Annotated in this window: 13 protein-coding genes; 6 read left to right on the top strand and 7 right to left on the bottom strand. The window is 50.5% G+C overall.

All coding sequences use genetic code 11. From position 1 onward, the window contains the following. Window positions 1-2: 2 nt before the first annotated feature. A complete protein-coding gene (locus DFER_RS05840; RefSeq protein ID WP_015810687.1) occupies window positions 3-1,442 on the bottom strand; it encodes an aminotransferase-like domain-containing protein in 1,440 nt (479 codons plus the stop codon). 102 nt (window positions 1,443-1,544) lie between these two features. Between DFER_RS05840 and DFER_RS05835 the strand changes: the two genes are divergently transcribed. From DFER_RS05835 to DFER_RS05810, 6 genes are all read left to right on the top strand, one after another. Continuing rightward, window positions 1,545-2,474: a DMT family transporter gene (locus DFER_RS05835; protein WP_015810686.1), complete on the top strand. Its 930-nt coding sequence runs from the start codon at window positions 1,545-1,547 to the stop codon at window positions 2,472-2,474. Continuing rightward, window positions 2,467-2,937 (top strand): DUF1572 family protein, encoded by a 471-nt coding sequence (locus DFER_RS05830; RefSeq protein WP_015810685.1) that lies wholly within the window; start codon window positions 2,467-2,469, stop codon window positions 2,935-2,937. Before DFER_RS05835 ends, DFER_RS05830 begins: the two co-directional genes overlap by 8 nt. Before the next feature lie 131 nt (window positions 2,938-3,068). After that, entirely contained in the window at window positions 3,069-4,463 is a 1,395-nt protein-coding gene (locus DFER_RS05825; protein WP_015810684.1) for a pyridoxal phosphate-dependent decarboxylase family protein, read from the top strand. 55 nt (window positions 4,464-4,518) lie between these two features. After that, on the top strand, window positions 4,519-5,013 hold the full coding sequence (locus DFER_RS05820; RefSeq protein WP_015810683.1) for a hypothetical protein: 495 nt from the start codon (window positions 4,519-4,521) through the stop codon (window positions 5,011-5,013). Window positions 5,014-5,015: 2 nt separating this feature from the next. Continuing rightward, window positions 5,016-6,827 carry a M64 family metallopeptidase gene (locus DFER_RS05815; RefSeq protein WP_015810682.1) on the top strand — a complete coding sequence of 604 codons (1,812 nt, stop codon included), beginning with the start codon at window positions 5,016-5,018 and terminating at the stop codon, window positions 6,825-6,827. Window positions 6,828-6,928: 101 nt separating this feature from the next. After that, entirely contained in the window at window positions 6,929-8,152 is a 1,224-nt protein-coding gene (locus tag DFER_RS05810) for an IS110 family RNA-guided transposase (protein WP_015810681.1), read from the top strand. 211 nt (window positions 8,153-8,363) lie between these two features. Here the strand turns inward: DFER_RS05810 and DFER_RS05805 are convergent, their stop codons facing one another. The 6 genes from DFER_RS05805 to DFER_RS05780 all read right to left on the bottom strand — a co-directional run bounded on the left by DFER_RS05805 (window position 8,364) and on the right by DFER_RS05780 (window position 13,356). Further along, the gene (locus DFER_RS05805) at window positions 8,364-8,678 is read right to left on the bottom strand and encodes a hypothetical protein (protein ID WP_015810680.1); all 315 of its coding nucleotides are present in this window, start codon (window positions 8,676-8,678) and stop codon (window positions 8,364-8,366) included. 5 nt (window positions 8,679-8,683) lie between these two features. Then, window positions 8,684-9,448, bottom strand: a complete 765-nt coding sequence (locus DFER_RS05800) for a ParA family protein (RefSeq protein ID WP_015810679.1) — start codon at window positions 9,446-9,448, stop codon at window positions 8,684-8,686. A gap of 324 nt (window positions 9,449-9,772) precedes the next feature. Beyond that, window positions 9,773-11,032 carry an MFS transporter gene (locus DFER_RS05795; RefSeq protein WP_015810678.1) on the bottom strand — a complete coding sequence of 420 codons (1,260 nt, stop codon included), beginning with the start codon at window positions 11,030-11,032 and terminating at the stop codon, window positions 9,773-9,775. A gap of 126 nt (window positions 11,033-11,158) precedes the next feature. Beyond that, window positions 11,159-12,640 (bottom strand): Eco57I restriction-modification methylase domain-containing protein, encoded by a 1,482-nt coding sequence (locus tag DFER_RS05790; protein WP_015810677.1) that lies wholly within the window; start codon window positions 12,638-12,640, stop codon window positions 11,159-11,161. Next, window positions 12,641-13,090, bottom strand: coding sequence for a type II toxin-antitoxin system VapC family toxin (locus DFER_RS05785; RefSeq protein ID WP_015810676.1), 450 nt, complete (start codon window positions 13,088-13,090; stop codon window positions 12,641-12,643). Then, complete coding sequence (locus DFER_RS05780) at window positions 13,087-13,356, bottom strand: DUF6364 family protein (RefSeq protein ID WP_143828677.1); 270 nt, start codon at window positions 13,354-13,356, stop codon at window positions 13,087-13,089. Before DFER_RS05780 ends, DFER_RS05785 begins: the two co-directional genes overlap by 4 nt. Between the last annotated feature and the right edge of the window lie 49 nt (window positions 13,357-13,405).

Here is a 13,405-nt window from a genome sequence, read left to right as displayed (position 1 = left end):
TATCAAGAGTATTGCCTTCTGATCAATTCTCCCAGTCTTTTCAAACCATTATCAATCACACTGTTATACGGCGCGCCGAAACTGATGCGGATGTAGTTGCTGAACCGGGCGTGGCTGCTGAAAATCTGGCCGGGGGCGATGCTGATGCTTTCCTGAATGGCGGATTCAAAGAGCTCGAACGCATTCACGTTTTTGTTCATTTCAATCCACAGCACATACCCGCCCTGCGGGCGCACTAGGCGCGTGTCGGGCGGGAAATAGTCGCTGATGGCCTGCACGTAACGCAGGCATTGGGTATGTAATGCTCTCCGTAGATGCCTCATATGCAGGTCGTAACGGCCCGTTTCAAAGAAATTGGCAACGGCCGCCTGGGTAGGGGTGGCGGACGATACGGTATGCATGATTTTGATACTCAATACCTTATCCTTGAACCGTCCCGGCAGGCACCAGCCCACGCGGTAACCCGGCGCGAGGGTTTTGGAAACCGAGCCGCAGAGCATTACCAGACCATTTTTGTCGTAACTTTTGCAAGTACCCGGCCTGGTTTTGCCAAAATACATTTCCCCGTAAATATCATCTTCGATCAATGGGATCTGCCGTTCGGCCAGCATTTCGACCAGTTGCTTTTTACGGTGATCGGGCATGAGCGCTCCGGTGGGGTTGGAGAAGTTGGGCACAAACAGGACCGCCTTCACCGGCACGGTTTCGAGCGCGTCTTGAAGGTATTCCAGGTCGGCGCCGTCGTCGGGGTGGCAGGGGATTTCGAGGACTTTTAATCCCAGACTCTTCATTATGTTGAAAATCCCGAAGTAGATCGGATTTTCAATGGCTACCGTGTCGCCGGGCTCGGTGACGGCTTTGAGGCAAAAAATGAGCGCTTCCATGCAGCCTTGCGTCGTGATCACATCGTCCTCGCTCACATTTCCTTTCCAGTTGAATGCATATTTGGCAATCTGTTTCCGCAATGCGGGATTTCCCTGCACGGCCTCGTATTGCGTGCAGCTGTGCGGGCTTTTTCGCAGCGCTTCGATCATCGCCTTGTTCAGCTTCGCTTCCGGGATGAGCTCGGCGGATGGCGCAGCGACCGACAGCCGGATAATCCGTTCATGCGTCATGGTTTTGTACACCGTCCGGATCATTTCCTCCACATTCGACTTCTCTATCACCGGGCCGGCCGCAATGCTCGGTAGCCTTTCCGGCGCATTGAGGGGTGAAAAGCGCACAAAATAGCCCGATTTCGGTCTTGCCTCGATCACACCTTTGTTTTCCAGTTCAACATAGGCCTTAAATGCCGTGCTCAGACTGATTCCCTGCTCCTTGCTCAGCGCCCGGAGCGAAATGAGCCGGTCGCCGGCTTTGAGAATGCCCTTTTCGATCTGCGTCGCGAGCCTGTCGGCGATTTGGGAATAAAGGAAATCTTCCCGCAGGAGCTGTTCTGCCATCTGGAATGTCGTTTTGATCTGTTATGCTTCAAAATAACAAAAGTGAATCTGTTTTATTAAATTTAATGAGAAGAATTTTGTGGCGTCTAACTACAAAAGGTCATGAAAAGCAATCTGACAGCCTATATCGCACTCCTGATGGTGTGTTTTTTCTGGGGCACCACTTATCTGGCGGCACGCATTGGCGTGTCCGGTTTTCCCGCTCTCTTTTTTATGGGTTTCAGAAATGTCGTGGCGGGGCTTTTGTTGCTGTCGTTTTTGGTGTTGAAAAACAGATCATTTCCCTGGACGTTGCGCGACATGCTGCTGCAACTCGTGCCCGGCTGGTGCATGATCACCTTCGGCACCGGCCTCGTGGGCTGGTGTGTGCAGTTCATCCCAAGCGGACTGGCGGCGCTGCTGTACGCCACGGTGCCCCTTTTTACCATTGTCATTAATCTGCTCGCGAGGAAGGACGAGCGGGTCAATGCGCACGTTGCCGCGGGAATGCTCATGGGGCTGGCGGGTATTATGCTGGTTTTCAGGGATAATATCAGCTACCTGGCCGACCGCGCTTCGTTTGTCGGCATTTGCGTAACGCTGGCTTCCTGCGTATCGTGGTGCATAGGAGGGTTGTATACCAAAAGTTACCCAGGCAAAACCGATTCGTTTTTCAATGCCGCGATCCAGATGACGGCGGGAGGCGTAGGGCTGTTCACATTGAGTGCATTCAATGAGGATTGGACAAGCCTGCCGGTTATGCAAACTAAGTCGCTGCTGGCGCTTTTGTACCTGATATTTTTCGGATCGATCCTCGCGTATGCTTCCTATTTGTATGCGATGTCGAGGCTGCCGGCTGGCCTGGTGTCAATTTATGCGTACATTAATCCCCTCGTTGCGCTCATTCTGGGCTTTTTCGTCCTGGATGAGCAGGTAACCTGGCTTACCGTCCTTGCTTTTGTAGTGACACTCGGCGGGGTTTTTCTCGTCAACAAGGGTTATCAGCTGCAAAAAAGAAAGAATTCGTTAACTCTAATCAATAGCCATGAATAAGGAAGTACTGATTGCATTGTTCAGCCGTGATTTACAAAAACTCCGAAAGGAAATTGAAAGCTACCATTCGGAAAGTGCTTTGTGGGTCCGGTTACCCGGTACGATCAATCCGGGTGGTAACTTATGCCAGCACTTGATCGGCAATTTGCGCACATTCGTTGGACTGGCACTTGGAGGCCATGCCTACGTACGCGACCGTGACGCTGAATTTGGTCAGCGTACATTCAGCCAGCAGCAGTTACTCGCCGAGCTCGATGTACTTCACGAAATCGTTATGGGCACATTGGAGCAACTCGACGATGAGAAAATGAGCGGAGAATATCCCCGGTCGGTGCTCGATATGTTTCCCGAGCAGCCGGTGCAGCTGGTTCTCTGTCACTTGCTTACGCATCTTTCGCTTCACCTGGGGCAAATTAACTACCATCGCCGTTGGATTAACCAAACGCAGGCAGTACAGCCCTAACCTGATTCCATTTCACAAAACCATCAGCACCGGCCTTTACAACGGCCAGCGCCGGCACCGTCGTGGCCTTACGGACTTGCTGGAAGCGTGCGTCGAAACATTCCTTTTTTAACTGCTATTATCAATAAATTATGTTTGAACTGTTTGAAAATGAGTTAAATAACCTGAATGCGATTTTGGATCAGGTTAAAAACAATAGCCTCGATTTTCTGGAAAAGATTGTCGACAGGCCTACCTATATCGCCGATCAGTCGATTGTGCCCGGAGATTTGCCGGAAGCCGGAATTGGCGCGCTGGGAAGTCTGGACTTTTTTAAAAAGCACTACGAAAAACTGATGGTAGCCAGCCCCGGACCGCGTTACTGGGGCTTCGTGACGGGCGGAGCGACGCCCGCAGCTATTGCGGGTGACTGGCTTACAGCTGTTTACGATCAAAATACGCAGAGTACGCAAGGTGCAGGCGATGTCTCAGCGATTGTTGAGAAAGAGACAATGCGGCTGCTTTACCAGCTGCTGCATTTGCCGGACCATTTCGAAGGTGGCTTTGTGACGGGCGCTACCATGTCCAATTTTACGGGACTGGCCGTGGCCCGGCAATGGGCCGGTGCCCTATCGGGCCGTGACGTTGCGCGTGAAGGGGCCGTCGGCGACGTGGCCGTGCTCGCTGCCACGCCGCATTCGTCGGTGCTGAAATCGCTGGCGATGCTCGGGATAGGCAGCAATCAAGTCGTGCAAATCGGGACGATGCCGGGTCGCGAAGCGATGGACCTGGCTGATTTTGAACAGAAACTGACTGAAAACCAGGGGCGGCCTATCATCGTCAATTGCAGTGCCGGAACGGTAAACACTGTGGATTTTGACGACATTGCAGCGATCGCGGCGTTGAAGCAGCGGTACCGTTTCTGGCTGCACATCGACGCTGCTTTTGGCGGATTTGCCGCTTGCTCATCCGCCTATTGCCATTTGCTAAATGGTTGGGAACATGCGGATAGCATTACGATCGACTGCCACAAATGGATGAATGTGCCCTACGACAGCGCCGTAGCGTTGGTCAGGAAAGAGCACAACCGATTGCAGGTCAGTGCATTTCAAAATTCCAATGCACCTTATCTGGGCGATCCGTCCGAAAATTTCTCCTACCTCAATTTCCTGCCCGAAAACTCCCGGCGTTTTCGCGCATTGCCGGCCTGGTTCAGCCTCACGGCCTATGGTCGGAAAGGGTTTGAATGGATTGTGGAGAACAGCATCGCGTGTGCGCAGGCGCTGGGCAACTATATCGAAACCAGTGCGCATTTTGAACTGGCGGCGCCGGTACGGCTCAATGTGGTGTGTTTCCGTTTGAAAAAAGACACGGAGAAAATGCCGCTGTTTCTGAAAGAACTCAACCGCCGCGGAAAAGTTTTTATGACGCCGACTTCGCTGTCGGGCGAGCCCGCTTTACGAGCTGCGTTTGTTAATTACCGAACGGGAAAACAGGACATTTTGATAGCCATTCGCGAAATGGAAGAAGTAATGTCGGCGCTGTGAAATTCGCTGGTAATGCTGTACATTGGCCTTTCTGACAGCTATTCACGAAACTCACATGCTACTTCTACGCGTCCCGGTAGCCCTTGTGCTGGCCGGCCTGCTTATGGTTCAATGCAAGTCGGCGCACTCAACACTGAGCGTCGCCCGAATGGCCGGCTATACCCCCGCAGCACGCGATCAGATCCTTTTTCTGAATTTCCGCATTACCGGCACCGCGGGCGGCGGGGAGGAAGTTACGCTGGCGAGCGCCACTGCCGGGGAAGGCAAATTGAAGTATTTGGCGCGCCCGGTTCGTTTTCCTTATCAGATCAGGGCTGTTCCTCGATATTCATCGAGCGCCATCGAACGCGAAATGGTATTTGAGCATCCGCTGTTCAAAAGTGCTGAGGTGAGTGATCCATCGGGGCATTTAAAGCAGGCAGAGGTACGGGCCGGAGAGGGTAACATACTCGTCCGCTTGCAGGCGCATTCGGGACTCAACCAATTGGAGCTTTTTAGTGTCAGTCCGGATAAAGGAACCATTAAAATTTACACGCTCGATTTCAAATAGCCATGAAAAGCATTTTTACCGCACTATTGACGATTTGCATGACAACGACGGCGTTTTCACAACGTTACCAGGTGGATACGCTCTATAAAAACGGGCCGTTGGATAACCGGATCAATGTCGTAATCCTCGGAGACGGATTCACCGAAGAGCAGCTTCCGAAATTTGCCGAGGAGGCCAAAAAGTTTGCCGATTTCTTCCTTGCCTACAATCCTTACAATGACTATCGCAATTACTTCAACTTCTTTGCGATCCGCACACCGTCCAAAGAAAGTGGAACGAGCAATCCGGGCGCTGCGCCGGATGCTTATCCGGATCAGCCGGTGGGCATGAAGGATACCTTTTTCGGGGTTTCGTTTGGCTATTCTATTCACCGGCTGGTTGAGGTGAGTAAGTTCGATGTGTTGTATGGATTGATGGCGAGCCATTTTCCGGCGTACGATCTCATCGTGGTGCTTGCTAATACCGATTATTATGGTGGTTCAGGCGGACAGATAGCCGTGCATACGCTCAACAAAGATGCCAACACGATCGGTGTGCACGAAATCGGTCATACTTTCGGACGACTCAGCGACGAATATTGGGCAGGCTCGCTGTATGGAAGCGAAACCGCAAACATGACCGCAAACAGTGATCCGGCTACGATCAGATGGAAAAACTGGCTGGACAATCCACAGATCGGCATTCATAAGCACGGCCCCGAAGGCGACGCGGCCCACTGGCATAAACCTGCCAACGGAACCTGCCTGATGGAATACCTTAACCAGGAATTGTGCGCAGTTTGCAACGAAGCCACCATCGAACGCCTATTAGAATACATTAACCCCGTTGAGAAAATTGAACCGGACACGACCGGAACAGTGGATGTGAGTTTGGCAGACAAATTTAAATTAACACTACTCAAACCTGTAAGAAATACATTCGAGGTGCAGTGGCGCCTGAATGGAAAACTGCTGGCGTTTTCGGGTGAGGAGCTTTCTCTTGAAAATATGGAAGTGCCTGATTCTGCCAGGCTGACGGCTTCTGTCTTTGATAAAACGACGTTGAGCCGCCGCAAGGAAGCCCGGGCGGAACGCACCCACACGGTTGCCTGGTCGCTCAAATCATCCATACCCGCAGAATTTAGAATCGTCACTTCGCCCGATTCCGTATGTGCGGGCGGAGAGGTGGTGCTCACGGCACACGGTTGTCCTGTCGCGCCGAGCTGGTCCACCGGCGAAACCGGCAAGTCGATAACCGTTCAGCTGAACCAGAGCGCCACCTATTCTTCCAGTTGTAAGCCAGCCGGTTCTGCGACTAAGACGGCGGAAGTACACCTGAAAGCATTACCCTTGCCGAACGCCACAGCAACCAATGGCGGGCCATACACCGCCGGACAAACGATCGAACTCGCGGCCACGGGCGGTGTGCAATACATGTGGAGAGGGCCGTTGTTTTTTGTGGCCAACACGGCGAATGCATCCATTCCGCTCGCGTCGGTGGATCAGGGAGGGCTTTATGAAGTGGTGGTTACAGATGTAAATGGCTGTTCAAAAACGGTGCAAACGGAGGTGAAAGTCGACCCGATCCTCTCGGTACCCGCCGATCTGGACGTGCTGGTAACCGTTTCGCCTAACCCCGCGCGCGATTACATGGCGTTTAAAACAAAGCTGGGCGGTAAATCAACCATTAAGTTGTACGATCAATCCGGCCGTCAGCAGCTCTCCAATACATTTGAGAAAAAAGGAGAAACAAAACTAAACCTGCCGGCGGGTATCTATTTGTACAGGTTTACAAATGGCGGCAGGGATGTTTCGGGAAAAATCGCGGTGCAGTAACCTGGCAGTACAATGGGCTTACAACAAAACAATTATGAATTGGGGGAATTCACCCACGCGCATGAAAGTCGTTTTAATTAGAGACCAATCTATCAAACGACATGGCAGTAGTAGAATTCCCCCAGCTCATAGCCCGAGGTTGTGGCCTGGATGTACACAAAGATACAGTAGTTGCTTCAATCAAAGGGACGGGAATCCAGGAAGAAACCCGGACCTTCGCCACCTTCACCAGAGACCTGGAAGATTTGTCGCATTGGCTTGAAGGCCATCAGATTACCCACATCGCTATGGAGAGTACGGGCGTTTACTGGCGGCCTGTGTATTATGTTTTGGAAGGCCGCTTTGAGATCATTTTGGTTAATGCCCGTCATATCAAGAACGTTCCCGGCCACAAAACTGATAAAAAGGACTCCGAATGGATCGCCAAGCTGCTGTTGAGCGGACTTCTTCGGCACAGCTTTGTCCCGGAAGGATGGGTGCGGGAGATAAGGACATTGCTACGCCACCGTAAGAAGCTTGTCAATGAGCGTAGCCGGGAGAAAAATCGGTTACAGAATATTCTGGAAGATGCCAACATCAAGCTCGGCAGCGTGGTTAGCGATGTGTTTTCCAAAACCGGACAGGGGATCGTAGATCTGCTTATGGAAGGAATTACTGACCCCGTGGTTCTCTCAAACCAGGCCAAAGGTTCGCTGGTAAATAAAAAGCAGGTTTTACAACAGGCGCTTTACGGCCGGTTCTGTGAGCGTCACCGCTTTATGTTAAAGTTGCTCACACAGACAATGGGCGCGCTGGAAAAGCTCATCGAACAACTTGACCAGCAGATTGAACTTTGCCTGGCCGGTAAGCAGGCCGAGCTCGCACTACTGCAAACCATCCCAGGCGTATCCAGGCAATCAGCTATTGGTATCGTTTCCGAGATCGGTCTGGACATGTCCCAGTTTATCTCAGACAAGCACCTGGCTTCTTGGGCAGGGGTATGCCCAGGCAACAACGAGAGTGCAGGAAAAGTAAGATCGGCAAGGACCACCCATGGCAACACCTATTTGAAAACAACATTGATCGAAGCAGCCTGGGCGGCAAGCCATACGATGAATACCTACCTGTCATTCAAGTACCACAAGCTCACCCAAAGACGGGGAAAGAAGAAAGCGGCAATGGCGATTGCCCACCACATACTCACAGCATCATACCATATCCTCCGGGATAAATTACCTTACAAGGAACCAGCCCTGAGACCAGAAATCCTGATCGAAAGAAGGAAAGCTGAAATCCAACGGTTAGAAAACCGCGTAAGGAAGTTGAAAATATTAGCGTCCCAATAGAAAGGTCGAGGCTTTTTTTGGTGGACTATACCCCGTAAACAAAACTGATAACAGACGCTAAGCACCCACAGCTGTTGCCATAGAGCACGTAGAAAAAATTTTTCTCTAAGAGGAAAAGCGCTTACATCGATCTGTGATCATCGGATTACTTTGTCTATACGGGTTTAGAAAAGACTTTCAGAAAAAAAAGTCTCCGGAAGGAGACTTTTCTTTATACCAGTGTCGATTTCGGCTTGCGGCCTACTTTCGTCCGGTTACGTATCTTATCGGGGCGTGGGCGGATTTCTTTGTCCTGAAAATACAGCTTTAAGGATTCGATGATGATGTCCTTTTGCGTGAGACCTTCCCAATAGCCATAATCCTTCATATTCTCCATCAGCACGAAATCACAATCGAAGGTGACTTTGGTGGGAGCGCCGTCCGCGACCTCGGCGGTGGCCGGTGCCTTGGTTACTACGGGCTCGTCTTCCTGTGTATCAGGAACCAGGGGTAGGGGCGCAAAATCAAACTTCCTTTCCTTTGCCATAAGTGTCAGTTATTTATTCGTTCCAGTATTTCTTTTGTTAACTTATAATAATCTTCTGCTCCGTTGCTTTGAGGCGCGTAATCAAAAATCGTCGTTCCGTTGGCCTGCGCTTCCGACAATGCGATGTTATCGCGGATGTACGCCTCCATAAATACCTCGCCCAGTTGCTCCCGCGTTGCCGTGATCAGTTCGTGGCTGATCTTCTTGCGGATCTTCGGGTTGTAGCGCGTTGCGAACACGCCGCCAAGGTTGGTACTCGGGCTGATCTTTTTGATCTCCGCCGAGTACACCAGGAAGTTGCGCAAACCCTCATAGCTTAAAAACTCCGCCTGCAACGGCACGTAATACTGGTGGCAGGAAACCAATGCCAGCCTCGTGTTTCCGTAGAGGGCGGGAGGGCAGTCGATGATCACGAAGTCGTAACGGTCCCTCACTTTTTCCAATGCAATTTTCAGGTTGAAAGGAAAAACGGGCGCCGACTTGATCGTGTCTTCCCGGTGGATCATTTCCGCTGATCCGGGCAGTACATCAATGTCTCCAACTCGCTTGACGATCTCATCAAATTCGTATTCGCCGGTGATGAACGAGCCGCTGTCTTTTTTAAGCCCGGCATGTTGAATACCGAAACTTTTGGTAAGACTGGCCTGCGCATCCAGATCGATAACCAGCACACGTGCATTGGCAAATTTGCTGAGACCGGCAGCAATACTCTGGGCAGATGTAGTCTTTCCCACACCACCTTTGTTGTTGACAATACTGATGATTTTCATTTAAAAGTATTATAAGTATAAAAAGTTAATAGTTTATTTCACGTCCGATACGTAAATAAACGTAAAATAATTTTAACCCTAATCCTTATAAATAGAAAGTCTTAAAAGTTTTTGTCTTCGTAAATGTATCGATCATTTTAAATGAATAAAAAGTATTAAAAGATTTTTTTTAAAAGTATTTTACAATTTGTTGGTTTTAAATCTATTACATGAAAGCATATAAGCCTGAGCGGACCGGCGACCGGGCGGTCAAAGGCGTCCATACCAGATGCCTTTGACCGCCCGGTCGCCCGGTCCGCTGACAGTTACACCATTAAAAAAACTCTAAACCGACGAATTGGCCGCTCCGGCTGGTGCCACAGCCGCCAGTTTGACCGCTACATATTTATGAATGCGGTACATCAGCAGCGCGGTTATGATCACTGCGAACACCACGACGTCGCCCAATAACGGATAGTTCTCAATGTAGCCGGTGCTCGTTTCCGATACGATAAAACCAGCGAGCAGGGAAGCAAGCCCGCCCGCGATCTGTTGGATCGAGGAGTTGATCCCCATGTAAGCGCCGCGGTCGGGTGCGTCGGGAACCGCCGTCATCAATGCCGAGGCGGAGATCATCCGGCCGGTGATTCCTACAAAAAGCAGTACGTTCAGCGCAATGATAATCCAGAGCGGGGTTACGCCGAGGTTGCAATAAATGAGCGTCATCACACAGGTGACCGTCGAGCCGAAAAGGAACACTTTGTACTTGCCTATTTTGTCGCTCAGCTTCCCGATCATCGGACTGAAAAGAAGCATCGAAATGCCGGTCACCATATATAATGTCGGCAGCGACGACTCCGCGATGCCGAGGTTGTGGACGCCGAAGGCTGTCCCGAACGGCATCAGCATAAATCCGCCGGTGGCCAGCAGTGCCGTGGCGGCAAAGCCTTGCAGGTAGTCGGGGCGGGAGAGGGTTTTGCCCAGATGTTGAAATGCATTCACCTTCTTCTGGATCTTCAAATGCGCATTGATCGGTTTCATCCGCACCACGATGAGCACTCCGACGATCAGGCCGAGCCCGACGATCATCAGAAAGGGCGCGTGCCAGTCGAACTTTTCGGCCATGTAAAGCCCGATGGGAATCCCCAGGACCTGGCTGCTCGCGAAAGCCATTTGCACAAAGCCCATCACCCGCCCGCGCACGTCGATCGCGAACAGGTCGGTAATAATTGCAAAACTGATGGAGCCGATCACGCCGCCAAAAATGCCGGTAAACACGCGGGCAGCGAGCAACAGCTCATACGTAGGCGCGAGGCCGCAGAATAAGGTGCCGATCAGGAATCCGACGTAGAAGAAAAGCAGCAGCTTTTTTCGATCGAACTTGTCGGCAAAACCGGCCGTAAGCAATCCCGAAGCGCCCGCGCTGAATGCGTACGCGGAGACGACGAGCCCGAACTGGCTGGTGGTAATGGATAGTTTGTCGAGTAGGATGTAGCCCAATGGCGAAAGGACCATGAAATCGAGTACAACTGTAAACTGCAAAGTGGCTAAAAGCGCTATGATAAACTTTTCATAGCTGGTAAAAGTGGGTTTGGTTTCGGACATAAAGTTTGGTTTTGTGTGTTTTTGGTTTAGTACATCGAAGGTTGGGATGGCGGCGTGGCCCTGCCGGGTATCAGCGCTTTGGGAGGAAGCAGATCGGTCGGGTCAGAGTTTAACAATGTAACACCGTTAGTCGTGCCCGGTAACGATAAAATTCTCGATTACCTTTTTGTTATAACCTTTATACCCGCCCTGAAAATCACGGCCCGCGATGGCGACGAAATCGGCCATTCGCTGGGAATTGAGCTGTTCGAGCAGCTTTTGGTAATCGCCATCGTATTTGATGAAATACCCTGAATACACCGTCACTTCCGGGTTTTCATACAGCACGAAATTGGGCTCGCGGTTGATGGGCGAGAAAATGATCTTCTTGCCGAATGCATTATCCAGCCCCTGCGCCCGCCCGAATGCATACCACGCAACGGCATTGGGCTTGCCATTATCACGACGGTCCAGCTCCGATTTTACTTTAAGCAGGTAGGAATATGTTTGGGGAAAATCGGCTCTAAGCGTTTCTTCGGGGATAATGCGCTGTTTATCAGCATCGTCTTTTTGGTAAGGGAACAGAATGTATTCAGTCACCGCGTCGTCGGCACCTTTCAGTTTGGAGCCTTTGATGATCGGTTTGAGTAAATCCTTTTCCAAATGCGTGAAGAAGCCGTTTTTGTTTTTGGCATACACCAAACCGTTTTTCTCGCTGATGATATTGAAAAGGTAGCAGCCATCGGCGAGCGTAGTCAACCCGACGGAGATCTTGCAAATATCACCCAACCGCTGGCCTGTCAGCGCTTTCGGGGCCTCCACGGAGAGCTGCCACGGGATATGGTTCCGCAATTCAGTGTGTCGGATGTCACGTCCGAGGTATTCGAAACGGTTGTTGAGGCATTGCTCGAAACGGAACGCATCTGCTTGTTGCCCGCCGAAAATGGTAATGGCAGGATAGGTCGAAGCCGCCCCAAAAACTGGTATATCCCGGTAATTGGTGATATGCTTCAAGTTTTGGTGTTTATAAAAATACTTCCGCAGCGGCCCACCCGACTCGGAAACGAGAAAGGAGTTAGGCGTAATCATACCGCACAGGCCGTCCGGCGCGAGCAGCCTGGTAGCGAGTTGAAAAAACGCAATAAATGCGTCCGTGGACCCGGTACTGCAAAATGAATAGTGTTTTTGAATGTACTTCCGCTGAGTTTCCGGCAAGTGCTGAATGCGGATATATGGAGGATTCCCGATGATCAGATCGAACTTATCTTTCGACCGCCATTGCTTCAAGGCATCACATTTGCGCAAATTCCAGTCTATTTCCAGGCCAAGCGGCGCCACTAGTGCATCCAGATTTTCGCGGCATTGTTGCAATGCTTTTCGATCGACGTCCCAGCCATGTAGTTGCTGCAATCTTTCGGCGACCCGGTCGGGCGGTGTGTTACGAATGATAAATTCCGCCATAGGCACGAGAAAACGCCCGTTACCGCAGGCCGGGTCCAGCATGCGTTTTTCGCTTAAATCGGCCTCGTAGAAGCCACAATGGCCGAGTATCTTATCGACAATATGAAAAGGCGTATAAACCTGGCCCAGCAATTTCTTGCGCGCATACGTGCGGGTTTGTGAAGCCATTTAGAAATCGATGCCTTTTTGCTTTTGCAGCGTATTGGTTAGGAAATGCAATGGTGACTGTATAGTCAGCTTATCGTTATCGCGCAACCGGTAATCTCTTAAATTGTTGGTTATGAGAAAGTCCCAGCCGCTTTTTAAAGCGCATTGATATTGAAAGGAATCTTCGATATCACGAAAATTATCCGCAAGGGCAGTTGCTAGACTTGTCTTGTCGTGCTCTGCTATTTGAAACGCATGTAGATATGACAATAACCGGTCGGCCAATTCCTTCTGGCGGATGCCATTTTTCTCCATTAAATAGGTAAAAGTGTAAAAACTACCCGTAGAAACAAACATGGGAATACGTTGCTGGTCAGCCCACGAAAGTATGTATTTTGCTTCATAAGGTTGCCCTGTTGTCCTAAAAAGAGCATGATCCAGCACAACATTGGTATCGATAAACAACCTCATAAACCATACTGATCCTTAATCATCATGTCTTTGATCTCACGGTCGGTCATAGATCGCATCGGACTGTCTTTTAAGAAACCGAACATTTCATTAATGCTGAAAGGGGGTTTGGTTATCTCTGTTTTGTCTGGAATATCACTCAGGTACGTCTCAACGAGAACGGAAAGGGATGTTCCCTGTTCAATGGCGTATTTTTGGGCCTTTTCGAGCGTAGATTTCCTGACACTCAACGTTAGCTTGCTTTTTTCTTCTCCGGACGTTTTCAAAGCGCACATAGTTGATGAATGTTAAATCAAAATTACGAACAAAAGCTAG

Origin of the sequence: Dyadobacter fermentans DSM 18053, from assembly GCF_000023125.1 — a bacterium.
Classification (GTDB): Bacteria; Bacteroidota; Bacteroidia; order Cytophagales; family Spirosomataceae; genus Dyadobacter; species Dyadobacter fermentans.
The sequence above is the reverse complement of the archived record's forward strand: the minus strand, read 5'-3'. Positions and strand labels throughout refer to the sequence as shown.